General features: G+C 53.0%; 22 protein-coding genes. 13 read left to right on the top strand and 9 right to left on the bottom strand.

All coding sequences use genetic code 11. From position 1 onward, the window contains the following. Nucleotide 1: 1 nt before the first annotated feature. From hemX to hemC, 3 genes are read right to left on the bottom strand one after another with little or no spacing between them, the layout of a single operon-like run. Complete coding sequence (gene hemX / locus BL249_RS10840; RefSeq protein WP_099705796.1) at nucleotides 2–1138, bottom strand: uroporphyrinogen-III C-methyltransferase; 1137 nt, start codon at nucleotides 1136–1138, stop codon at nucleotides 2–4. Nucleotides 1139–1161: 23 nt separating this feature from the next. Next, on the bottom strand, nucleotides 1162–1902 hold the full coding sequence (hemD, locus tag BL249_RS10845; RefSeq protein WP_099705797.1) for a uroporphyrinogen-III synthase: 741 nt from the start codon (nucleotides 1900–1902) through the stop codon (nucleotides 1162–1164). After that, the gene (hemC, locus tag BL249_RS10850) at nucleotides 1899–2840 is read right to left on the bottom strand and encodes a hydroxymethylbilane synthase (RefSeq protein WP_099705798.1); all 942 of its coding nucleotides are present in this window, start codon (nucleotides 2838–2840) and stop codon (nucleotides 1899–1901) included. Before hemC ends, hemD begins: the two co-directional genes overlap by 4 nt. Before the next feature lie 298 nt (nucleotides 2841–3138). On the opposite strand from hemC, the gene BL249_RS10855 reads away from it, so the two are divergent. Continuing rightward, complete coding sequence (locus BL249_RS10855; protein ID WP_099705799.1) at nucleotides 3139–5691, top strand: class I adenylate cyclase; 2553 nt, start codon at nucleotides 3139–3141, stop codon at nucleotides 5689–5691. Between the two features lie 101 nt (nucleotides 5692–5792). Here the strand turns inward: BL249_RS10855 and cyaY are convergent, their stop codons facing one another. Next, on the bottom strand, nucleotides 5793–6122 hold the full coding sequence (gene cyaY / locus BL249_RS10860) for an iron donor protein CyaY (protein WP_099705847.1): 330 nt from the start codon (nucleotides 6120–6122) through the stop codon (nucleotides 5793–5795). A 175-nt stretch (nucleotides 6123–6297) separates the two neighbouring features. Between cyaY and lptM the strand changes: the two genes are divergently transcribed. From lptM to uvrD, 6 genes are all read left to right on the top strand, one after another. Beyond that, the gene (gene lptM / locus BL249_RS10865) at nucleotides 6298–6495 is read left to right on the top strand and encodes an LPS translocon maturation chaperone LptM (RefSeq protein WP_099705800.1); all 198 of its coding nucleotides are present in this window, start codon (nucleotides 6298–6300) and stop codon (nucleotides 6493–6495) included. Nucleotides 6496–6523: 28 nt separating this feature from the next. Then, entirely contained in the window at nucleotides 6524–7348 is an 825-nt protein-coding gene (gene dapF / locus BL249_RS10870) for a diaminopimelate epimerase (RefSeq protein WP_099705801.1), read from the top strand. Further along, entirely contained in the window at nucleotides 7345–8049 is a 705-nt protein-coding gene (locus BL249_RS10875; RefSeq protein WP_099705802.1) for a DUF484 domain-containing protein, read from the top strand. The genes dapF and BL249_RS10875 overlap by 4 nt, the downstream gene beginning before the upstream one ends. Next, nucleotides 8046–8954: a tyrosine recombinase XerC gene (gene xerC / locus BL249_RS10880; protein WP_099705803.1), complete on the top strand. Its 909-nt coding sequence runs from the start codon at nucleotides 8046–8048 to the stop codon at nucleotides 8952–8954. Before BL249_RS10875 ends, xerC begins: the two co-directional genes overlap by 4 nt. Beyond that, complete coding sequence (gene yigB / locus BL249_RS10885; protein WP_099705804.1) at nucleotides 8954–9670, top strand: 5-amino-6-(5-phospho-D-ribitylamino)uracil phosphatase YigB; 717 nt, start codon at nucleotides 8954–8956, stop codon at nucleotides 9668–9670. The genes xerC and yigB overlap by 1 nt, the downstream gene beginning before the upstream one ends. A gap of 108 nt (nucleotides 9671–9778) precedes the next feature. Then, nucleotides 9779–11941 (top strand): DNA helicase II, encoded by a 2163-nt coding sequence (gene uvrD, locus BL249_RS10890; protein WP_099705848.1) that lies wholly within the window; start codon nucleotides 9779–9781, stop codon nucleotides 11939–11941. A 6-nt stretch (nucleotides 11942–11947) separates the two neighbouring features. Here uvrD and BL249_RS10895 read toward each other — a convergent pair whose 3' ends face one another. Then, a complete protein-coding gene (locus BL249_RS10895) occupies nucleotides 11948–12430 on the bottom strand; it encodes a WbuC family cupin fold metalloprotein (RefSeq protein WP_099705805.1) in 483 nt (160 codons plus the stop codon). Nucleotides 12431–12882: 452 nt separating this feature from the next. On the opposite strand from BL249_RS10895, the gene corA reads away from it, so the two are divergent. Next, nucleotides 12883–13836: a magnesium/cobalt transporter CorA gene (gene corA, locus BL249_RS10900; protein WP_099705806.1), complete on the top strand. Its 954-nt coding sequence runs from the start codon at nucleotides 12883–12885 to the stop codon at nucleotides 13834–13836. Between the two features lie 18 nt (nucleotides 13837–13854). Here the strand turns inward: corA and rarD are convergent, their stop codons facing one another. Together rarD and BL249_RS10910 are read right to left on the bottom strand one after the other, a co-directional pair. After that, nucleotides 13855–14754 carry an EamA family transporter RarD gene (gene rarD / locus BL249_RS10905; RefSeq protein WP_099705807.1) on the bottom strand — a complete coding sequence of 300 codons (900 nt, stop codon included), beginning with the start codon at nucleotides 14752–14754 and terminating at the stop codon, nucleotides 13855–13857. Between the two features lie 100 nt (nucleotides 14755–14854). Continuing rightward, nucleotides 14855–15325 (bottom strand): thioesterase family protein, encoded by a 471-nt coding sequence (locus BL249_RS10910; protein WP_099705808.1) that lies wholly within the window; start codon nucleotides 15323–15325, stop codon nucleotides 14855–14857. Between the two features lie 186 nt (nucleotides 15326–15511). Here BL249_RS10910 and pldA point away from each other — a divergent pair, with 186 nt between their 5' ends. From pldA to rhtC, 3 genes are all read left to right on the top strand, one after another. Next, complete coding sequence (gene pldA, locus BL249_RS10915; protein ID WP_099705809.1) at nucleotides 15512–16390, top strand: phospholipase A; 879 nt, start codon at nucleotides 15512–15514, stop codon at nucleotides 16388–16390. A gap of 62 nt (nucleotides 16391–16452) precedes the next feature. Continuing rightward, nucleotides 16453–18279, top strand: coding sequence for an ATP-dependent DNA helicase RecQ (gene recQ / locus BL249_RS10920; protein WP_099705810.1), 1827 nt, complete (start codon nucleotides 16453–16455; stop codon nucleotides 18277–18279). 72 nt (nucleotides 18280–18351) lie between these two features. Continuing rightward, nucleotides 18352–18975, top strand: a complete 624-nt coding sequence (gene rhtC / locus BL249_RS10925) for a threonine export protein RhtC (protein ID WP_099705811.1) — start codon at nucleotides 18352–18354, stop codon at nucleotides 18973–18975. Nucleotides 18976–18998: 23 nt separating this feature from the next. On the opposite strand, the gene rhtB is transcribed toward rhtC, so the two are convergent. Continuing rightward, nucleotides 18999–19622, bottom strand: a complete 624-nt coding sequence (rhtB, locus tag BL249_RS10930; protein WP_099705812.1) for a homoserine/homoserine lactone efflux protein — start codon at nucleotides 19620–19622, stop codon at nucleotides 18999–19001. Nucleotides 19623–19735: 113 nt separating this feature from the next. On the opposite strand from rhtB, the gene pldB reads away from it, so the two are divergent. Both pldB and yigL read left to right on the top strand, forming a co-directional pair. Next, on the top strand, nucleotides 19736–20728 hold the full coding sequence (gene pldB, locus BL249_RS10935; protein ID WP_099705813.1) for a lysophospholipase L2: 993 nt from the start codon (nucleotides 19736–19738) through the stop codon (nucleotides 20726–20728). A gap of 49 nt (nucleotides 20729–20777) precedes the next feature. After that, nucleotides 20778–21581, top strand: coding sequence for a sugar/pyridoxal phosphate phosphatase YigL (gene yigL, locus BL249_RS10940; protein WP_099705814.1), 804 nt, complete (start codon nucleotides 20778–20780; stop codon nucleotides 21579–21581). A 47-nt stretch (nucleotides 21582–21628) separates the two neighbouring features. Here the strand turns inward: yigL and glpQ are convergent, their stop codons facing one another. Then, nucleotides 21629–22681, bottom strand: coding sequence for a glycerophosphodiester phosphodiesterase (glpQ, locus tag BL249_RS10945; protein WP_099705815.1), 1053 nt, complete (start codon nucleotides 22679–22681; stop codon nucleotides 21629–21631). Nucleotides 22682–22693 lie beyond the last annotated feature (12 nt).

A 22693-nucleotide genomic window follows, 5' to 3' on the forward strand; every position in this document is an offset into this window, starting at 1 on the left:
CTTATTCTCCCTGCTGTGGTTGGGGCGCCTGAGGGTTGGCAGCAGCAGGCTGGGCTAACAGGTTGCGTACCCGGGTTTCCATAAGCTTATCCATTAACCGCTGGCTCTGCAGCGACACGGGGAGATCCACAGAGATATTTTCCTGACTCAGTTCGTCGAGCTGTGCCAGAAAGGCTTTTACCGCCGGGTTTTTAACGTCATACCACGCGCGTATCCAGGCAGAAACGGTATCCAGCGACTGTTTGTATATTTCATCCTGATGGCGAGGTACCGCCTGGGCGGCAATCAGCAGGCGCGAACGGATATTTTCGCGCAGGTAAATTTGCTGGTCAGGAGCCAGTAATGGCTGGGCCGTATTGTCACGCCGACGAATGGTAATAAAGTTATCCATAAAGGTATGCCAGCTTTTCACCAGGTTCTGGCGCCACTGATGCAGCGATGAGGAAAGCTCGTTACTGTCCGCATCCATGGGGGCTTCATTATCATTGTTGTCCGCTAGCGGCAGATTATCGATGTTATTGGATAGCTGATTCAGTTTCAGAATGATGCCATCGTAGTCAACCTGGCTGATTGCCGACAGCGTGCTGATATCCTGGGTAAGGGCGCGTCGTACCTCTATTGTGCTGGGATCGTTCATGTCAGCCAGAGTTTCATCTGCGCTTTTTAGCAGAGCGCCGGCGGTGGTGACATCCTGATCGCTCCACAGTTTACGTCCCGCCAGTTTCACCAGATAATCGGCCTGTGAAATCATCCAGGTGCGGACATCACTTCCGGTAATGCTGGTTACTTTCTGACGTAACTCATCCAGTTCTTTCGCGCTGGCAGCCTGCTGCTGATGCAGATTTTGTAACGTGCCGTCGGTGCGGGTAAGCTGCCCGGTTAATGTCTGTTTTTCGCTTTGCGCTTGCTGTTGCAGGCTATTGAGTTGGTCACGCAGTGCCTGGTTTTCTTTTGCCTGCTGTTGGGCCAGCTGACGTTGGTAGAGGTAAAGCCCGCCACTTAGCGCCAGTGCGATGACGATTGCCAGCGCCCCCAGCGCCGTACCTTTAGCGGTTTTTTCTTTACCTGCTGCTGATGGCGCCTCTGCCGACGACGCTGTTTCATCAACGATGGCGGAGTGTTGTTTTTGTTCCGTCATTGTAGCTTATCCCATTGTAAAGTTTATTGTAGCGCCCGCAATAACGCGTCGTTATCGGCACCCTCGGCTACTGTAATGTCGCGCCAGCCTGATTCCCTGGCCAGAGTAGCCAAACGTGCACTGATGACAATCAGCCGGCAGTGCAGCAGCCATTCCTCGCGATCGACTTCAGGAAATAGCTGATAAAGCTGTTGCAGCATATCGCCACTGGTGACCACCAGCGTCGCGATGTTACGTTCGCGCCAGCGTTTTCCTTCAACGGCGCCATCATAATGTTTGGCGCAGCGTTGATAACATTCGACTAATTTTACCGTTGCTCCGCGTTCAGTCAGCGTGGTGGCCAGTAATTCGCGGCCACCATTCCCGCGCAGAATCAGCGCTTGTTTACCGGCAACGTTCTGTAATGCCGGGAGTTGAATTAAGATTTCACTGGTCTCGCGTTCTTCAGGCCAGACAACAGGGCGTGCGCAGACGCTGTGCAATGCCAGTGCCGTCCGGCGCCCTATTGCATAATAGTCTACCGTTGCCGGCCAGCGAACCTTTGTTTTATCTAACGCGGGCTGCGCATAACTGACAGCATGCTGAGACAGCGCAAAAAGTAAATCACCGGCCTGCAAACCGGCGATAAGATGGGGTAATGCAGCCAGATCGTGGCCAGGGGTAAACTCAATCAGCGGCAGCGCCCAGGCGGCTCTGCCAGTGGCGCGCAAGCGGGTAACCAGTTCGTCACCGGCGGGTGAAGGTCGGGTTACCAGGATCGTCATAATGGTTTACTCTGCTGATAAACATCCGCGAGGATGCCACGCGCACCTTGCTCAAGTAATTCGTCGGCCAGTGAAATACCCATTTGCTCAGCCCGATCGCGCGGGCCGCGGCGTTCACCGCGAATCATTTTGCGACCGTCTGGTGAACCCACCAGCGCCCGTAACCACAGCTGGTCACCCTGCAACACGGCATAGCTGCCAATCGGAACCTGACAGCCTCCCTCCAGCCGGATATTCATTGCGCGTTCAGCGCGCACCCGGACATCAGTTTCATCATGGTTTAGCACCCCGATCAGCTGTCGGGTTCTGTCATCATCAAGCCGGCATTCAATGCCAACGGCACCCTGTCCGACTGCAGGCAGGGAGATTTCCGCCGGGATAATCTGGCGAATGCGCGATGCCAGGCCGAGGCGTTTCAGGCCGGCTACTGCCAGAATAATCGCATCGTATTCGCCATTATCAAGTTTGCTTAAGCGGGTACCGACATTGCCACGTAATGAGCGGATAATCAGATCCGGGCGGCGGGCGCTAATCTGACACTGACGGCGTAAACTGGACGTGCCGACAATGGCTCCGGCAGGCAGTGCATCAAGATTTTCATAGCGTGTTGAAACGAATGCATCGTGCGGATCGTCGCGTTCGCAGACCGCCACCAGCCCCAGCCCCTGAGGAAATGCCACCGGCACATCTTTCATTGAGTGAACCGCGATATCGGCACGCTGCTCAAGCAGAGCCAGCTCAAGCTCTTTAACAAATAATCCCTTTCCTCCGACCTTTGATAAGGGGGAATCAAGCAGAATATCGCCGCGAGTTACCATTGGCACCAGTTCGACCTGTAAGCCAGAATGGAGCGACATCAGCTGCTGCTGAACATAATGTGCCTGCCAGAGTGCAAGAGGGCTTTGTCTTGTAGCAATTCTTAAAATTTTGTCTAACATGCTTGTAACCGTTTTGATCGTTCACTGATTATCCTAACATCGATACAGGAAGGCTGTCAGTTTCCTGCACTCTGCGAAGACCGAACGATGAGGGTATTGTTGGAGAACAATAGTCGATCTGCAATAAAACGGTAAATCCATGCTAGACTATTAGCTAGTTCAACTTTCTTTACGGTCAACCTGTCAGGTGTTAGATTGATCACGTTTCCAGCAATAGTCCATCCATCTTTTTTTAAAATTTAAGTGATGGATCCCGGAAACACCGTTTTTAAGCACTGGGAAAATCAGGCGAAACGTCTTGTACCTCTATATAGAGACATTGAAACAGAGACTGGATGCCATAAATCAGCTGCGCGTTGACCGCGCGTTGGCTGCGATGGGACCTGCTTTCCGGCAGGTGTATAGTCTGCTGCCAATCTTACTACATCATCATCATCCGCAACTGCCGGGGTATCTCGACGGGAATGTTCCCCATGGCATCAGCTTTTTTGCGCCGGATGAAAACCAGCGGGCCTGGCTGGAAAGGCTGGGCAGCGCGCTGCCATCGGTTGAAGGGCCGGGAGAAATGCCGATTACCGGTGTGTACACCATGGGCAGCACGTCTTCCGTCGGTCAGAACATTACCTCCGATCTCGACATCTGGGTTTGCCATCAGTCATGGCTCGATAACGAAGAGCGCCTTTGTTTGCAGAAAAAATGCCATTTATTACAGAAATGGTGTGTGTCGCTGGGGGTGGAAGTCAGCTTTTTTCTGATTGATGAAAACCGTTTCCGGCATAACGAAAGTGGCAGCCTGGGCGGCGAAGATTGTGGTTCAACACAGCACATTTTGTTACTTGATGAGTTCTACCGTACCGCCGTGCGCCTTGCCGGTAAACGTATTCTGTGGAATATGGTGCCGGGAGAAGAAGAAGAGCATTACGACGACTATGTGATGTCACTGTATGCCCAGGGGGTGCTGACGCCTAACGAGTGGCTTGACCTCGGCGGATTAGGTACGTTGTCGGCGGAAGAGTACTTTGGTGCCAGCCTGTGGCAGCTGTATAAAAGCATCGATTCTCCCTATAAAGCCGTATTGAAAACGCTGCTGCTGGAAGCCTATTCGTGGGAATATCCCCATAGCCGCTTACTGGCGATGGATATTAAACAGCGTTTGCATGACGGCGAGATTGTCTCTTTTGGTCTTGATCCTTATTGCATGATGCTGGAGCGGGTCACCCGCTATCTCACCAGTATCGATGATCACGCCCGGCTTGATTTAGTGCGCCGTTGTTTTTATTTAAAAGTCTGCGAGCGTCTGTCAGTTGAAGAGGAAAAAGCCGGCTGGCGGCGTGAAATTTTGAGCCAGTTGGTGAAGGAGTGGGGTTGGGATGACGCCCGTCTCACCATGCTTGATAGCCGCCCGGCCTGGAAGATAGCCCGGGTACGCGAAGCGCATAATGAGCTGCTGGATGCGATGATGCAAAGTTATCGTAACCTGATTCGCTTTGCGCGTCGTAATAACCTGAGCGTGAGCGCCAGCCCTCAGGATATTGGCGTGTTGACTCGTAAACTGTATGCGGCATTTGAAGCGCTACCGGGCAAGGTAACGCTGCTTAATCCGCAGATTTCTCCCGATCTTTCTGAAACTAATCTGACTTTTATTCACGTGCCGGATGGCCGTGCCAACCGGGCGGGCTGGTATCTGTATAACCAATCGCCGGATATGGCATCAATTATCAGTCATCAGCCGCTGGAATATAACCGCTATCTTAATAAGTTAGTGGCCTGGGCCTGGTTTAACGGCTTGCTGACTGAAAAAACCCGGTTGCATGTTAAAGGTAACGGTGTGTGTGATCTGGCGAAGCTGCAGGAAATGGTAGACGATGTTGCGCGTCATTTTCCGCTTCGCCTGCCCGCCCCGACCCCTCGCGCACTTTATAGCCCCTGTGAAATCCGTCATTTAGCTATTATCGTTAATCTGGAATACGACCCGACGGCGGCTTTTCGTAATCAGGTGGTGCATTTTGATTTCCGTAAGCTGGACGTGTTTAGTTTTGGTCAGCAGCAACAATGTCTGATTGGCAGTATCGACCTTCTCTATCGCAACTCATGGAATGAAGTGCGTACCCTGCATTTTAACGGCGAGCAGTCGATGATTGAGGCGCTGAAAACCATTCTGGGTAAAATGCATCAGGACGCCTCGCCGCCGGATGCGGTGGAGGTTTTCTGTTACAGTCAGCATTTGCGTGGACTGGTTCGCACCCGTGTCCAGCAGCTGGTTTCTGAATGCATTGAGCTGAGGTTATCCAGCACGCGCCATGAGCCGGGGCGATTTAAAGCGGTGCGGGTTGCCGGCCAGACGTGGGGCTTATTCTTTGAACGGATGAGCGTTTCGGTGCAGAAGCTGGAAAACGCCGTGGAATTTTATGGGGCGATTTCTAATAACAAGCTGCACGGCCTGTCAATTAAAGTCGAAGCCAATCATACGCCGTTGCCAACGGTGGTGAACGGCTATGCCAGCGAAGGGATTATTCAGTTCTTTTTTGAAGATACCAGCGACGAGCAGGGTTTCAATATCTATATTCTCGATGAAACTAATCGCGTCGAGGTTTATCACCACTGTGAAGGAAGTAAGGAAGAACTGGTACGTGATGTCAGCCGTTTTTACTCATCATCCCACGATCGCTTCACGTTTGGTTCCAGTTTCATCAATTTTAACCTGCCGCAGTTCTACCAGATAGTGCAGGTAGAAGGCCGGGCACAGGTCATTCCCTTCAGAAGCCAAGCACTGGCTGAGCTGCACACCGTTGATTTACCGGCAAACAATCCGGAGCAGGGCCTGCAGGCACCGCGTTACCAGCTACATTAACCTGTCGGACCCGGAATGTCCGGTGCGGCAGTGCGGCCATCAGGCAATGGTTGCGGGTGCAGATGACCGCCAGCGCCGCCTTTCTGTGGGTGAAACCGGAACTAGCCGGTTGCGCGAAGCTGAATCCTGTCACCTGACTGCGTGCTGCAAGCCTGTGAAAGCATCTGCCAGAATTCGCCACCGCTGCGGTTGCAAATCCACTTTTCCCCTTTTAGATCATAGTGATAACCACCGGAGCGGCTAGCCAGCCAGATCTGATGCAGGGGTTCCTGTTTGTTGATAATGATTTTGCTGCCGTTAGCAAAGCTAAGCGTCATGACGCCGGCGTGAATCTGATAGTCGATATCGGCATCGCCCTGATAGTGGTCGAGCTGTTCTTCAACACTGAGCATCAGGTTTTCCGCCAGCTGGTGAAATTCGCTGTCATTCATGGTGGTAATCAGCCTCATTTTTTTCTTAGTATATCATGCAGGCGTACTTTGCCCAAGGGCGCAGGCGTCTTGCGACGATGATTAGCCCGATGGCAGATTACCTTTAACTATTGCTTTTCAACGTTCAGCTGCGATGATAGATAACCAGTATGGATTAACCACGAGCAGGATCTGCATGAAGACGACAATGTGCCGGGTGGCAATGGCGGCGGCGCTGTTTAGCCTGGCGGGCTGTGGATTAAAAGGCCCGCTTTATTTTCCAGCGGAAAAACAGCCAGTACAACCCCAGCAACCGGCGGCAAAAAATGCTGCAGCGCAACGTAGTGCCGGTACCACCACCGGCGGCGGGGTGGATAACAAGGCCAGCCAGTAATCCGGTCCCGGACCGGCGGAGCAGGAACATGCAGTTTTCGAAAATGCACGGCCTCGGCAATGATTTTATGGTTGTTGACGCTGTTACTCAGAACGTCTATTTTTCGCCGGAGCTGATACGCCGTCTGGCCGATCGCCATTGTGGGGTCGGTTTTGATCAATTACTGATCGTCGAGCCCCCTTACGATCCTGAACTGGATTTCCACTACCGTATTTTTAATGCCGATGGTAGTGAAGTTGCGCAATGCGGTAATGGTGCCCGCTGCTTTGCCCGTTTTGTTCGCCTTAAGGGGCTGACTAATAAGAACGATATTCGCGTGAGCACGCAGACTGGTCGCATGGTGCTGAGCGTCACGGAAAACGAACTGGTAAAGGTTAATATGGGGGAACCCAATTTTGACCCGCAGCAGATACCCTTTCGTGCCAACAAAGCGGAAAACCTTTATCTGATGCGGGTTGCTGAGCAAACCATCATGGCTGGTGCGGTGTCGATGGGTAATCCCCATTGCGTCATTCAGGTTGACAGTGTCAGGTCGGCGCAGGTTGAAACCCTGGGGCCGCTGCTGGAAAGTCATGAACGTTTCCCCGAGCGGGTAAACGTTGGTTTTATGGAAATTGTTAATCGCGAGTTTATCCGTTTGCGGGTGTATGAGCGAGGAGCAGGTGAAACTCAGGCCTGCGGTAGCGGTGCTTGCGCCGCTGTAGCCGTGGGTATCCAGCAGACGCTGCTGGCTGAGAAAGTACGTGTCGATTTGCCAGGTGGGACGCTGCATATTGCCTGGAAAGGGCCCGGGCAACCGCTCTATATGACCGGGCCAGCCACTCACGTTTATGACGGATTTATTCATCTATGAAAAACCCCGGAGAACAGACAGCCAGCGAATTTCAGCCGGACGATCAGGCTGTAAGCGACTATCTGCTACGCCACCCGGACTTCTTTATTCGCAATGCGCGTCAGGCCGAACAGATGGTTGTGCCTCATCCGATTAGAGGAACCGTCTCCCTGGTTGAATGGCAGCTTTCCCGCCAGCGTAAGCACATTGCTGAACTGGAAGAAGAGATCACGCTGTTAATGGAACAGGCACATGCTAACCAGCAGCTGTTCGATCGACTGCTGGCGTTACAACGTCGCCTGGCTTCGGCGCCCAGCCTGCAGGAAATGCTCAACCGGCTGCATCGCTGGGCGCGGGATTTAGGCCTGGCAGGCGCGAATATTCGTTTGTTCAGCGATCGCTGGCGTCTGGGGGCCCCTTCTGATTTTACCCAGCTGGCGTTGTCGCCACAGGCGTTCGAACCGGTACGTATTCAGCGTTTTGGCAAGCAACAACATTATCTGGGTAGCCTGAATGGCCCGGAGTTGTTGCAGTTACTGCCGCAGGCAAAAGCTATCGGCTCGGTGGCGATGTCGCTAATGGGGGAACAGGGTGAACTCGGTGTGCTGATTTTCAGCAGCCGTGATGCACAACACTACCAGACCGGCATGGGGACGGTATTACTGCAGCATCTGAGCGCAATGATGCCTGATTTGTTATTGCGTTGGGTTGAACAGGTATGAATAGCGCTTCGACGTTGCTGCCGGCCGTCGAAAACTTTCTGCGTTATCTTAAGGTCGAACGCCAGTTAAGCCCGCTGACGCAGCAAAACTACCGTCGTCAGCTGCTGGCTATCATCACGCTTGCCAGCGAAATGGGCGTGACGCAGTGGCCACAGCTGGATGCTGCACGCGTGCGGGCACTGGCTGCCCGCAGCCGACGCCAGGGGTTGCAGGCGTCGAGCCTGGCGCTGCGCTTATCGGCACTGCGTAGTTTCCTCGACTGGCTGGTGCGACAGGGCGAGCTGAAAGCCAATCCGGCAAAAAGCGTCACCACGCCTGGAACGGCACGCCATCTGCCAAAAAATATGGATGTTGATGAAGTTAATCAGTTACTTAATATCGATTTGAACGATCCACTTTCGGTCCGCGACCGGACGATGCTGGAAGTCATGTATGGGGCAGGACTTCGTCTCTCAGAACTGATTGGTATCGATACCGGCCATCTTGATCTGGCCATGGGTGCAGTCTGGGTGATGGGTAAAGGCAGCAAAGAACGCCGTCTGCCGGTTGGCGCAACGGCGGTCAGCTGGCTTAAACGCTGGCTGGAAATGCGTGAACTGCTGGCACCGGAGGATAACGCGCTGTTTTTGTCGAAAAACGGCAGCCGGCTTTCTGCACGCAGCGTACAGAAGCGTTTTGCGCAATGGGGAGTCAGGCAGGGAGTCAGTAGCCATATTCATCCGCATAAACTGCGCCATTCTTTTGCCACCCATATGCTGGAATCAAGTGGTGATTTGCGTGCGGTTCAGGAGTTACTGGGCCACGCTAATCTGACCACTACCCAAATCTATACGCATTTAGACTTTCAGCACCTGGCGGCGGTTTACGATGCAGCCCATCCGAGGGCAAAACGAGGAAAATCCTGATGCGCTTTTATCGCCCGCTGCGCCCTGTTGCCGCGATCACCTTCGATCTTGATGATACGCTTTATGACAATGGGCCGGTGATCCGTAAAACCACCACAGAATCACACGCCGCATTGCAGGCCTGGCATCCCAATATGCAGGATTTCAGCGTCGATGCTTATCAGGAAATACGTGACCAGTTACTGGCTGAAGACCCGGAAATCTACCATGACGTCACCGAATGGCGGCGGCGTGCGGTGGTGCGAGCGATGACGACGAAGGGATTAACCGCCGATCAGGCTGAGACCGGTGCAGCTGACGTTATGTCGGTGTTTGCCCGCTGGCGCAGTGAAGTAGAGATACCGGCAGAAACCCATACTACCCTGGCCGCGCTATCACAGCGTTTTCCGCTGGTGGCAATCACCAATGGTAATGCCGATCCGGCGCGTTTTGGTCTCGAATCCTATTTTCAGTTTGTACTGCGTGCCGGTCCGGACGGCAGGGCAAAGCCTTATCAGGATATGTACCAGAGCGCGGCGCGGCGCCTCGGCCTGTCGCCACCACAAATCCTGCATGTCGGGGACGATCTGACCACCGATGTTGCCGGCGCTGTTAATAGTGGTCTGCAGGCCTGCTGGATCAATTCTGGTGGGGGAAATCTGATGAAGATTGCCGATGCGCGTCTGCTGCCCACCCTTGAAATCAGCCGGCTGTCAGCGCTGACTGCATTGATATAAATGCAGTCGTGCGGCGTAATTGACGTGACATATGCGCGCGGGCGGGATAAAGTTTAGTGGATATATATCCAGTGATGCGGCGGATGCTGCGCAACTCTGATGGTGCTTATGGACGTTTCTGACCTGCTTAACAGCCTTAACGATAAACAACGTGAAGCCGTCGCAGCGCCGCGCAGTAATATGCTGGTGCTGGCCGGGGCAGGCAGTGGTAAAACCCGTGTGCTGGTACATCGTATCGCCTGGTTACTGTCGGTAGAAAACAACTCACCCTATTCAGTGATGGCGGTAACCTTTACCAACAAAGCCGCGGCGGAAATGCGCCATCGTATTGAACAGCTGATAGGTACCAGCCAGGGGGGGATGTGGATTGGCACTTTCCACGGGCTGGCGCACCGTTTGTTACGGGCCCATCATCCGGATGCCGGTTTACCGCAGGATTTCCAGATTCTGGACAGCGAGGATCAGCTGCGTTTGCTAAAACGCCTGATCAAAGCAATGAACCTGGATGAAAAGCAATGGCCAGCGCGTCAGGCAATGTGGTACATCAATGGCAAAAAAGATGAGGGACTGCGCCCTGATCATATCGAAAGTTATGGTAATCCGATTGAACAAACCTGGCTGCGCATTTATCAGGCCTATCAGGAAGCCTGCGATCGTGCCGGGCTGGTGGACTTTGCCGAATTACTGTTGCGCGCCCATGAACTCTGGCTGACCAGACCCCATATTCTTAATCATTATCGCGAACGCTTCACCAATATTCTGGTGGACGAATTTCAGGACACCAACAGCATTCAGTATGCCTGGATCCGCCTGCTGGCGGGCGAAAGCGGCAAGGTAACTATTGTCGGCGATGACGACCAGTCAATTTACGGCTGGCGCGGTGCCCAGGTGGAAAATATTCAACGTTTTCTCAACGATTTTCCCGGCGCACAAACTATCCGCCTTGAGCAAAATTATCGCTCTACCAGTAATATTCTTACCGCTGCAAATGCCCTGATTGCCAATAATCACGGCCGGTTAGGCAAAGAATTATGGACCGATGGCAGCGACGGGGAACCGATCGCCCTTTACTGTGCCTTTAACGAACTGGACGAAGCGCGTTTTGTCGTAAACCGTATAAAAGTGTGGATGGAAAATGGCGGGGCACTTAACGACTGCGCCATTCTTTACCGCAGTAACGCCCAGTCGCGCGTACTGGAGGAAGCGTTGTTGCAAACCAGTTTGCCTTATCGCATTTACGGTGGCATGCGCTTCTTCGAACGTCAGGAAATTAAAGATGCCCTGGCCTACCTGCGTCTGATTTCCAACCGAAATGATGATGCCGCTTTCGAACGCGTGGTCAATACGCCGACACGCGGTATTGGCGATCGCACTCTTGACGTTGTGCGGCAGGCCTCGCGCGATCGTGGCGTGACGCTCTGGCAGGCGACCCGCGCATTATTGCAGGAAAAAGTGCTGGCGGGTCGTGCGGCGTCGGCGCTGCAACGCTTTTGCGAACTGGTCGATGCGCTGGCAGAAGATACTGCAGCATTGCCGCTGCACGTGCAGACCGATCGGGTTATCAAGGATTCCGGATTATGGTTGATGTACGAAGAGGAAAAAGGCGAAAAGGGTCAGGCGCGTATTGAAAACTTAGAGGAGCTGGTTAACGCTACCCGCCAGTTCAGCTATAAGGACGAAGATCAGGACCTGATGCCGTTACAGGCCTTTCTCTCCCATGCGGCACTTGAAGCCGGTGAGGGGCAGGCCGATAAATGGCAGGATGCGGTACAGCTGATGACGCTGCATGCGGCCAAAGGGTTGGAGTTTAAGCAGGTGTTTATCGTCGGTATGGAAGAGGGTATGTTTCCCAGCCAGCTATCACTGGAAGAAGGGGGACGACTGGAAGAAGAACGCCGGCTTGCTTATGTGGGCGTCACCCGCGCTATGCAGAAGCTGACGCTGACCTACGCTGAAACTCGCCGGCTGTATGGCAAAGAGGTTTATCATCGTCCTTCACGGTTTATTGGCGAGCTGCCGGAGTCCTGTGTGGAAGAGGTGCGTCTGCGTGCCAGCGTCAGCCGGCCGGTCAGCCATCAGCGCATGGGAACGCCGCTGACACAAAATGACAGCGGTTTTACCCTTGGTCAGCGGGTGCGTCACGCCAAATTTGGCGAAGGCACCATTATCAATCTTGAAGGCAGCGGCGACCATAGCCGGCTGCAGGTGGCGTTTCAGGGCCAGGGCATTAAGTGGCTGGTGGCCGCTTACGCCAGGCTGGAAACGGTATAAATTGCCTCAGCTATTCTGCTCACTGAATCGCTGACCGACCGTGGCATGACGGTACCAGTTAATGACTTCGCTGACGCCGGCTTCGCCTTCAGGTGGTGCCCAGCGCTGGCAATGTTCTTCGCTCAGCGCCAGATACGGGCCCTGTTTCACTTCAAAAATCACCCCGCCATTATCCAGTGACAGTACTGCATGCCAGACGCCAGCGGGAATTTCAATCAGCCGGGTTTCTTCACCCAGTACGGTACGTTGCAATACGCTGCCATCCGGATTAAACAGCAATACCACAAAACGGCCGCTCAGCGGCGTCAGGACTTCCCAGGTTTGCAGATGACGATGCGGACGAATGTAGGTGTCCGGCTCCATGGCAATCGCCAGGCGCTGAACCGGATCATCAAGTTTGCCGTGCAGGTTGAGATTGCTGCGTAAACGCGCCGCACCGGCTGCCTGTTGGCTCAGGGTGGCTAAATCATGGCGGGTTATCTGTTTCATACAAGGGTCCATTGCGTCAGTATCGTCAGAAAGAGGCTAACATAGCAGAAATTTATCAGATAAGGGGCGTCACGCTGCGATTAATTGCCGGCGGCGCTGTGGGTAAAAACGCCGGCATGTTAGATCGCAAAAAGTGGTTGGATGGGACAGGTTAATGAATAATCAGCCTTTCTCCGCAGTGGCGGTTGACGATGATTTCATCCCGGCGTAACATGCGCGCACCATTATCCTGAGAGGACAATTGCCTTGGACACACCCAGTAGATGCTGGCTCAACCACCTGGTCAACAGGTGCAACCCCTAAGGCTACCCTCTTACGCTGATAGCCTTAGGGGTTGTCGGCGACCGTTTTTCCGTCGCTCTGAGTCCGCACTACATACTGAGCGAAACGACCGTTTCCCCCGGTGTTCAAGCGTAAAACCCCCTCTGTGACCATGAGCTGGGAGTACTGCAATGCTGAGCGCTTTTAAACTGGACAACAGCCGTCTGACTCGCCTGGAACTGGATGAACAGCCGGGTGATTTACAACTCTCTGTCTGGGTGGACTTAATCGAACCCCAGGATGATGAGCGGGATCTGGTGCAAAACCAGCTTGGGCAAAGCCTGGCGACGCGTATTGAACTGGAGGATATCGAAGCTTCTGCGCGTTTCTTTGAAGATGAAGATGGCCTGCATATTCACTCCTTTTTCTTTTATGAAGATGCCGAAGACCACGCCGGCAATAGTACGGTCGCCTTTACTGTCCGTGAGGGCCGGCTTTACACGTTGCGTGAGCGTGAGTTGCCGGCTTTCCGGCTTTACCGGATGCGTGCCCGCGCTCAGGCGATGATTGATGGTAACGCTTTTGAACTGCTGCTGGACCTGTTTGAAACCAAAATTGAACAGCTGGCCGATGAAATTGAAAGCATTTATACCGCGCTGGAGAAACTGAGCCGGGTATTGATGGAAGGCCATCAGGGGGATGAATTTGATGAGGCGCTGGCGCGCCTTGCCGGCCTGGAGGATATTGGCTGGAAAGTCCGTCTTTGTCTGATGGATACCCAGCGGGCACTGAATTTTCTGATACGTAAGGCCCGTTTGCCGACCAATCAGCTGGAGCAGGCGCGTGAAGTCCTGCGCGATATCGAATCGCTGTTACCCCATAATGAATCGCTGTTTCAGAAGGTGAACTTTCTGATGCAGGCTGCGATGGGCTTTATCAGCATCGAACAGAACCGTATTATTAAGATTTTCTCCGTGGTGTCGGTGGTATTTCTGCCTCCGACGTTGGTGGCTTCCAGCTATGGCATGAACTTCGACTTTATGCCGGAACTGCACTGGAGTTTTGGCTATCCTGGTGCCATTTCACTGATGATCCTCGCCGGGCTGGCACCTTACCTGTATTTCAAACGGCGTAACTGGTTATGAAACATGCTGGCGCAGCGTTTATACCCGGCGTTGCCGGGTACGGCGCATTGCCAGCATTGCATCAAGGATAAACAGGGCCAGGGCGCTCCAGATAAAGGCAAAAGTGATGGCTTTATCCTGGCTGAGGGTTTCGCCGTAAAACATAACTGCCAGTAAAAACATCAGCGTCGGCCCCAGATACTGAAAAAAGCCGACGGTGGATAAGCGTAAGCGCGCGCAGGCAGCAGTAAACAAGAGCAGCGGAATTGTGGTGACAATGCCCGCCGCTACCAGTAACAGGTTTAGTGTCAGGGGGTTCTGGTCAAGATGGCTGGTTGGGCTGTCGGCGAAGCAGAACAAATAGATGGCCGAAGGGATCAGCAGCCAGCTGGTTTCCAGCAGCATTCCGGTCTGGGCATCCACCGCCAGCTGCTTCCTTATCAGACCGTAGAAGGAAAAACTCAGGGCCAGCCCAAGAGAAATCCAGGGAACCGATCCAAACTTCCACAGCTGGATAAACACGCCGCAGCCGGCCAGTATCACCGCCAGCCATTGCAAACGCCGGAAACGCTCACCTAAAAACATCATGCCTATCAACACGTTAACCAGCGGATTGATAAAATATCCGAGGCTTGACTCCAGGATATGGTGGTTATTAACCGCCCAGATAAATAATAGCCAGTTGCCGCCAATGGTGACGGCAGTCACTCCCAGTAACAGCACTTTGCGCGGCTGGCGCAAAACGGTGCGGACCCGGGACCAGCTGCGGCTGATACTCAGCAGTATCAGCATAAAAAAGAATGACCAGATAACCCGGTGAGTCATGATTTCATCGGCGGCAACCTGCTGGATAGTTTTGAAATAGGCAGGGGCGATGCCCCAGATAAAATAAGCGCCAAGTGCAAACAGAATACCCTGGCGGGTTTGTCGTGTGTCCATTGAGAAAACTCTTGTAAATCAGAGCCTGAGTCTAACCTTTGTTGCACTGATTAAACAACAGGTAAACAGATTATGTTGTCCGACGGTAGCCGCCACGCTATCAGCCCACCATATAAGTTGCGGTGGCGCTGGCGATATGTACCCCGGCGTCGTTGTGCAGTTCCACCCGTGCCACCGACACTTTATTGCCAGCGCGCAGAAGGCTGCTGCTGGCAATAAAGTACTCGCCGCGCCCAGGGCGCAGGTAGTCAACCCGCAGATCGATGGTACCCATGCGGGCCAGACGCTGTTTTAACTCGTCTTCGTCAATATGTTCATAGCGGGTTAGGGCAGCGGTGACGCATACCAGACCAGCCGCCACGTCAAGAACGGCGGCAATGGCGCCACCATGTAATATTTTTTGTGCCATGTTGCCAACCAGCATTGGCTGATTGGCTATCTGTAATTCGGCGAAATGCGCTTCAAGGCGCAGTAATGTCATGCCCAGAGCCTGATTAAAGGGCATGTGATAAACAAAGATATCGCCAATCATCTGGCGGGCTTGCTGAGCACTGAGCAGATTGCCGGACATTGCAGCTTTTCCTTGCGGGCATGGAGGTAATTATGATGTTAATGATTGTGGCATTTTAGGCAGATGTCGCGGCGCTTTCCAGTTTCAGAAAACAGCGCTGATGAAACGGCAGGATTCTGTGTAGAATAGCCTGCTTTTTGATGACCTTGTTAATTATTTTGCAGCCATTTTACTCTGGAGAGAATGATGCGGATGTTCAAAGGATTGCTGGTGGCAGCTTTCCTGCTACCCGTGATAGCCCATGCCGAAGAAGCAACGCTAAAAGAGGTGCATGATAAACCGGTTGTTGCCGGGAGTATCATCGCTAATTTACTGGAAAAACACGATAATCCATTTGTACTTTACCCCTACGAAAGCAACTATTTACTGTATAGCTATACCAGTAATATGAACAAAGAGGCGATAAGTTCTTATAACTGGGCAAATAAAGCAAAAAGCGATGAAGTTAAATTTCAGTTGAGCCTTGCCTTTCCTTTGTGGCGAGGCATTCTGGGTGACAATTCTGTACTGGCCGCTTCCTACACCCAGCGTTCATGGTGGCAATTATCTAACCGCAGTGCGTCTTCCCCCTTCAGAGAAACTAACTATGAACCACAGCTCTTTCTCGGCTGGGCGACCGATTATGATTTTGCCGGCTGGACACTGCGTGATATTGAAGTCGGGCTTAACCATCAGTCCAATGGACATTCTGAACCCACATCCCGTAGCTGGAATCGACTTTACGCCCGTCTGATGGCGCAAAATGGTCACTGGCTGGCAGAAATTAAACCCTGGTATCGCCTTCCTGAAAGTGAAAATAATGACGATAACCCTGATATCACTAAATACATGGGATACTATCGTCTGAAGGTTGGCTATCAGTGGGGTGAAAGTATTTTCAGCCTGCAGGGTAACTATAACTGGAACAGTGGCTATGGTGGCGCGGAACTGGGCTGGAGCTACCCGATTAGCGAGCACGTTCGCTTTTATAGCCAGTTATTCAGCGGTTATGGCGAATCACTTATTGATTACAATCATCGCCAGACGCGCATTGGCGTTGGTGTGATGCTAAACGATCTGTTTTAATTGTCAGGCGGACGTACTGGCGTTCGCCTGTAACATTTTATACACGTCATGATGGGGAGCATGTGTCTACGGCTGCCGTTCTAAGTCAGGAAACACGGGTACAGCAGGTATTACGCGATACCTTTGGCTATCAGCAATTTCGTCCGGGTCAGGAAACGATTATTCAGGCGGCGCTTAACGGCCGTGATTGTCTGGTCGTGATGCCCACCGGCGGGGGGAAATCCCTGTGTTATCAGATACCAGCGCTGGTGCGGGATGGGCTGACGCTGGTGGTGTCGCCACTGATTTCGCTGATGAAAGATCAGGTCGATCAGCTGCTGGCAAATGGGGTAGCCGCCGCTTGCCTTAACTCCAGCCAAAACCGTGAAACCCAACAGGCGGTATTGGCTGGCTGTCGCAGCGGACAAATCAGGCTGCTTTATATCGCGCCTGAACGACTGATGATGGATAACTTCCTCGACCAGCTCGCTCACTGGCGTCCGGCTATGCTGGCGGTTGATGAAGCGCACTGTATTTCTCAATGGGGGCATGATTTCCGGCCGGAATACGGCGCACTTGGCCAGTTACGTCAGCGTTTTCCGATGTTGCCGGTGATGGCATTAACCGCTACCGCCGATGAGACAACCCGCCAGGACATTATCCGCCTGCTGAAAATGCAGGACCCGCTGGTTGGGATCAGCAGCTTCGATCGTCCGAACATTCGCTACACCCTGGTGGAAAAGTTCAGGCCTACCGATCAGCTGTTGCGCTATGTACAGGAGCAGCGGGGCAAATGTGGCATTATTTACTGCAACAGCCGGGCTAAGGTGGAAGATACCGCCGCACGTCTGCAAAGCCGCGGTCTGAGCGTGGGCGCCTATCACGCCGGGCTGGATAATGACCACCGTGCCAGGGTGCAGGAAGCGTTTCAGCGCGATGATTTACAAATAGTTGTCGCTACCGTGGCATTTGGTATGGGAATTAATAAACCGAATGTCCGTTTCGTGGTGCATTTCGATATTCCGCGTAACATTGAATCTTATTATCAGGAAACCGGACGCGCCGGACGTGATGGTCTGCCTGCCGAAGCGCTCTTGTTTTATGATCCGGCCGATATGGCCTGGTTGCGGCGCTGTCTTGAAGAGAAAGCGCCGGGGCCATTGCTGGATATTGAACGTCATAAGCTTAATGCGATGGGGGCGTTCGCTGAGGCGCAGACCTGCCGGCGGCTGGTGTTGCTAAACTATTTTGGCGAAAACCGGCAAACAGCGTGTGAAAATTGCGATGTCTGTCTCGATCCGCCGCGGCGCTATGACGGTTTAGTCGAAGCGCAAAAAGCATTATCAACCATCTACCGCATTGGCCAGCGCTTTGGTCTTGGCTATGTGGTGGAGGTGCTGCGTGGTGCAAATAATCAACGCATACGCGACCTGCAGCATGACAAGCTACCGGTATACGGTATAGGCCGTGAAGGAAGCCAGGAGCACTGGACCAGTGTGATACGTCAGCTAATACATCTGGGACTGGTAACGCAGAATATTACCCAGCATTCTGCACTGCAGTTGACCGAGGCCGCCCGGCCGGTACTGCGTGGTGAGGTAGCGCTGATGCTGGCGGTACCGCGTATCAGTAGCATTCGCCCACGCAGCAATCAGGCTCGCAGTTATGGCGGCAGCTACGATCGCAAACTGTTTGCCAAGCTGCGTAAGTTGCGTAAAGCCATTGCGGATGAAGAGAATATCCCGCCGTATGTGGTTTTTAACGATGCGACGCTGATCGAAATGGCTGAACAGATGCCGCTCACCGCTGCTGAAATGCTGAGCGTGAATGGTGTTGGTCAGCGTAAGTTGGAGCGCTTCGGTAAACCCTTTATGGTGATGATTCGCGAACATGTTGACGGTGAAGCGTAAATAGCGGCAACCGGCGGTTTTTGCCGGCTGAATTAATTTAAATTTGTTCACTGAATAAGCGGGATGAATGTCATGCTTACCCTGTTTTTAACCGTTGCCACGGTGCAGTTGTTTGCACTGATGAGTCCCGGACCCGATTTCTTTTTTATTTCACAAGTGGCTGCCAGCCGTTCACGTAAGCAGGCGATGTCCGGGGTGCTGGGGATTACCCTTGGCGTGCTGATCTGGGCCGCAGTGGCATTACTGGGGTTGAATCTGGTGTTACAGCGCATGGCATGGTTGCATCAGATTATTATGGTGGCGGGTGGGGTGTATCTGTTGTGGATGGGCTGGCAGCTGCTGTGCGCGGCGCGCCAGCAGCATAAACAGGGGATAGCGCCACCCTGCGTGCCGTTGGAAAAAAGCCGTGGGGGATATTTTCTCAAAGGTCTGCTGACGAACCTCTCTAATCCGAAAGCGGTTATCTATTTTGGCAGCGTATTTTCCCTGTTTGTCGGTAACGATGTGGGTACGGGGGCACGCTGGGGTTTGTTTGCATTGATTGGCGGCGAAACATTCGCATGGTTTACCCTGGTGGCCTTTATCTTTGCGCTACCTAAAATGCGTCGCGGCTATCAGCGTATTGCGAAATGGATTGACGGATGTGCCGGGGTGTTGTTTGCCGGTTTTGGCCTGCATCTGATTCTCTCGCGCTAACGCGCCGGTCACCCAGCGCCCGGTCAGGCGATGCGCCGGGCTGATGCAAGCAGTACGCCAACTGCCATAAATATGCTGCCGAAGAGACGGTTGAGTAACCGCATCTGACGGGGACCTTTAATCCACCGGGCAATGTGGTTTGCCAGTACCGCATAGCCAATCATAACGACAATATCAACAGCGACAGTGGTGACACCGAGCACCAGATATTGCAGTGTTTGTGGCCGGTCTGGCTGGATAAACTGCGGGAACAGTGCCGCCAGAAATACGATGCTTTTGGGATTGGTTACATTCACCAGAAAGGCGCGCTTAAATAGTTTGCCGGGTGGCAGGGTTCGGGCAACGGCTTTCAGATCAATGGCGCCAGCGGCGCGCCACTGTTTTATTCCCAGCCAGAACAGGTAAGCTGCACCTGCCCATTTTAGTGCTTCAAAAGCAAGCAGGGATTGGGAAAACAGAGCGCCCAGACCAATACCAACCAGGGCAATCAGCAGTATCAGTCCGGCCTGCAACCCCGCGATGGACATCCAGGCGCCGCGATAACCATGGCTGATGCCGGTGCTCATGGTCGTAATGGCGCCGGAGCCGGGTGAAAGGCTAAGTATTAGGGTTGTTAACAAATAAGCCAGCCACCACTGGATGGTCATGGTTATGCTCCCTGTGTGTAGCAAATTGTGACACAATACGTCATTGTTGAACGGCATGCTATGGATGCGTGCAGCTTGTTCAGCCGGGGGATCGTTTAAGGATACGCCTTCCAATGATAAATCATAAGCAGACCTGGCCAGAACGCGAAAAAGCGTTTGCGGCGTTTGTTAACGGACCGCTGCTGGATTTCTGGCAGGGCCGTGAAGAGCTGCAATTTAGCGGCGTCGGTGGCGTACCGATTCATTACGTTCGTTTTATTTCCGCGCAGCACCAGCGGGTGATCCTGCTTTGCCCCGGACGCAATGAAAGCTATGTGAAGTACCCGGAGCTGGCTTACGATCTGTTCCACTGCGGTTATGATGTGGTCATTATCGATCATCGCGGGCAGGGGCGCTCCGGCCGGCTGCTGGACGATACGCAACGTGGCCACGTTGAGTCATTTTCTGATTATGTTGATGACTTAGACAGACTGTGGCAGCGGGAAATTGCCCATCCGCATTACCAGCGTCGCTTTGCCCTGGCGCACTCAATGGGAGGGGCGATTACAACCCTGCTAATGATGCGCCGGCCGGATGCCTTTGACGCCGCCGCGTTGGTTGCGCCAATGTTTGGCATTTTTTTGCCGTTGCCCCGTTGGCTGGCGCTTCCTATCCTTGCCTGGGCGGAAAAACATCCGGTCCTCAGTCAGACTTACGCGCTGGGAACCGGACGCTGGCGACCCCAGCCATTTGGTCCGAACGATTTGACCCACAGTCTTGAACGTTACCGCCGCAACCTGCGTTTTTATGCTGATGAACCGCAACTGCGTGTAGGCGGTCCGACGCATCACTGGGTGCGAGAGGGTATTCAGGCCGGAGAGGATATTTTGCGTCATGTCTCATCACTGAAAACCCCGTTGTTATTGCTGCAGGCTGAAGATGAAAAAGTGGTGGATAACCAGGCGCAGAATAAGTTCTGTCACATGCTGAATAAGGCAGGAAACCCCTGTGTCGGTAACGCCCCGCTGATCATTCGTGGTGCTTACCACGAAATTCTTTTTGAAAGTGATGGTATGCGAGCGCAAGCGCTGAATGCCATCACCGCTTTTTTTGACCGGTTCCATTAATAATATTCTGTTGCTGTGAACACGGAACCAACAAGGAGAATCCAGAGGAATGTACTATCCAATTGTTGCATCTGATTTAGATGGGACGCTGCTTAACCCCGATCACCGCCTGGCTCCTTTTACCCGCGAGACCTTACAGTTGCTGGTGAAAAAAGGTATTCACTTTGTTTTTGCCACCGGCCGTCACTATGTCGATGTCGGACAAATGCGCGATAATCTTGGTATCAGCGCTTATATGATCACCTCAAACGGCGCCCGGGTTCACAGTACTGAGGGCGAGCTGGTATTCAGCCAAAATCTGGATGAAGATATTGCCGATGAGTTGTTTGCCATGCAGTACCATCATCCCCATGTGTTTACCAATGTTTATCGTGATGAGACGTGGTTTTTAAACCGGGAGCGGCCGGAAGAAGAGGACTTCTTCCGCGAGTCTGATTTTAATTATCAGATTTACCGGCCGGGCGCTCTGCCAACTGATGGCATTAGCAAGGTTTTTTTCACCTGTAGCGATCCCGGCCAGCTTGAACCGATAGAGCAGGCGCTGCTGGCGCGTTGGGGCGACCGTATTAATACCAGCTTTTCTTTGCCAACCTGTCTGGAAGTCATGGCGGGAGGGGTTTCTAAAGGCCATGCGCTGGAGGCGGTAGCCAGAAGGCTGGGGCATTTGCTAAGCGAGTGCATTACGTTTGGTGATGGGATGAATGATGTTGAAATGTTGTCGATGTCGGGCAAAGGATGCATCATGCAAAACGGTGCGCCGGCACTGAAAGCCCGGTTACCGCAACTGGAAATTATTGGCAGTAATGCGGATGAGGCGGTATCACACTATCTGCGCAAATTGTATCAGGTGTGAGGTCAGGCCCCTGTTTTCCCGTTCAGGGGCCGATATTTAATGTGAGATCACCGATGTAAAAATGAAACGGCTTTATCGGGAAAATCGGTAAATAATGCCTCTACGTTGGCCTGATGATAAAGGGCATCATAGACGTCGTCGATGCTGGTGGCCCAGTCCGGAAGCTGATCGGCGCGCACGGTATAGGGGTGAATTTGTAGCTTGTTGCTGTGTGCCGCCTGCACCATTGCTGTGAGCTGCAGATGGCCAGGCGTGCTGCCCTGGTCATTAATCAGCATGTGGTAGTCCGGACCAATACCATCAACATAGCGGGACAGGGTGGCCATTGCGCCCGGCTGGAACATCCAGTCGTACTGATAGTTTACCCATCTGCCATTTTTCAGTTCCTGCGTTTCATGCCAGTCGGTATAAGCAATCAGCTGGACCAGTTTCAGGTCCATGCCCATTTCAGGTTCCAGCCGGGTTTTGATGCGCCGCAGTTCGTTAAAGTCGAAACATTGTAGCCAGACGTTATCCTGCTTACCGCGATAGCCATATTGTCTGAGGGTTTTCAGTACCTGTGTGGAAATATCTTTTCCTTCCTGACGATGAAACCAGGGCGCTTTTATTTCCACGTACAGGCCAATATTTTTGCCGGTTGCGTGGTTCAGTCCCTGGATAAATTCGATCTCGTCTTCAAAGGTATGAATGCGGAAGTCAGATTTTCCCATCGGAAAACGGCCGGGAAAGGTTTGTACTTTTCGGCCGTTTTTTATCTCAAAACCTTCGGTAAAATGCAGGCTTTTGATCTCTGCCAGGGTGAAGTCGATGGCATAAAATCGGCCGTCCTTGCGTGCACGTCCCGGAAAGCGACGGGCGACGTCGGTGACGCGATCGAGGTAGTGATCGTGCAGTACTACCAGACGATTATCCCGGGTCATTACCAGATCCTGCTCAAGATAATCGGCGCCCTGGGCATAGGCCATCGCTTTTGCCGCCAGCGTGTGTTCCGGCAGATAGCCGCTGGCACCACGATGCGCAATGACCATCTTGCCGTTGGTTTCAGCGCCGGCAGTGAAAGCCGCCAGCAGCAGAGTAAAAATAATCACAGGGTAAGTCATGTTTGCTCTCTG

Source organism: Erwinia sp. OLFS4 (assembly GCF_002752165.1).
Lineage (GTDB): Bacteria > Pseudomonadota > Gammaproteobacteria > Enterobacterales > Enterobacteriaceae > Izhakiella.

Coding starts and splice junctions, on each gene's coding strand:
- hemX (WP_099705796.1), bottom strand. CDS start 1,138: ATGACGGAACAAAAACAACACTCCGCCATCGTTGATGAAACAGCGTCG.
- hemD (WP_099705797.1), bottom strand. CDS start 1,902: ATGACGATCCTGGTAACCCGACCTTCACCCGCCGGTGACGAACTGGTT.
- hemC (WP_099705798.1), bottom strand. CDS start 2,840: ATGTTAGACAAAATTTTAAGAATTGCTACAAGACAAAGCCCTCTTGCA.
- cyaY (WP_099705847.1), bottom strand. CDS start 6,122: ATGAATGACAGCGAATTTCACCAGCTGGCGGAAAACCTGATGCTCAGT.
- lptM (WP_099705800.1), top strand. CDS start 6,298: ATGAAGACGACAATGTGCCGGGTGGCAATGGCGGCGGCGCTGTTTAGC.
- dapF (WP_099705801.1), top strand. CDS start 6,524: ATGCAGTTTTCGAAAATGCACGGCCTCGGCAATGATTTTATGGTTGTT.
- BL249_RS10875 (WP_099705802.1), top strand. CDS start 7,345: ATGAAAAACCCCGGAGAACAGACAGCCAGCGAATTTCAGCCGGACGAT.
- xerC (WP_099705803.1), top strand. CDS start 8,046: ATGAATAGCGCTTCGACGTTGCTGCCGGCCGTCGAAAACTTTCTGCGT.
- yigB (WP_099705804.1), top strand. CDS start 8,954: ATGCGCTTTTATCGCCCGCTGCGCCCTGTTGCCGCGATCACCTTCGAT.
- uvrD (WP_099705848.1), top strand. CDS start 9,779: ATGGACGTTTCTGACCTGCTTAACAGCCTTAACGATAAACAACGTGAA.
- BL249_RS10895 (WP_099705805.1), bottom strand. CDS start 12,430: ATGAAACAGATAACCCGCCATGATTTAGCCACCCTGAGCCAACAGGCA.
- corA (WP_099705806.1), top strand. CDS start 12,883: ATGCTGAGCGCTTTTAAACTGGACAACAGCCGTCTGACTCGCCTGGAA.
- rarD (WP_099705807.1), bottom strand. CDS start 14,754: ATGGACACACGACAAACCCGCCAGGGTATTCTGTTTGCACTTGGCGCT.
- BL249_RS10910 (WP_099705808.1), bottom strand. CDS start 15,325: ATGTCCGGCAATCTGCTCAGTGCTCAGCAAGCCCGCCAGATGATTGGC.
- pldA (WP_099705809.1), top strand. CDS start 15,512: ATGCGGATGTTCAAAGGATTGCTGGTGGCAGCTTTCCTGCTACCCGTG.
- rhtC (WP_099705811.1), top strand. CDS start 18,352: ATGCTTACCCTGTTTTTAACCGTTGCCACGGTGCAGTTGTTTGCACTG.
- rhtB (WP_099705812.1), bottom strand. CDS start 19,622: ATGACCATCCAGTGGTGGCTGGCTTATTTGTTAACAACCCTAATACTT.
- pldB (WP_099705813.1), top strand. CDS start 19,736: ATGATAAATCATAAGCAGACCTGGCCAGAACGCGAAAAAGCGTTTGCG.
- yigL (WP_099705814.1), top strand. CDS start 20,778: ATGTACTATCCAATTGTTGCATCTGATTTAGATGGGACGCTGCTTAAC.
- glpQ (WP_099705815.1), bottom strand. CDS start 22,681: ATGACTTACCCTGTGATTATTTTTACTCTGCTGCTGGCGGCTTTCACT.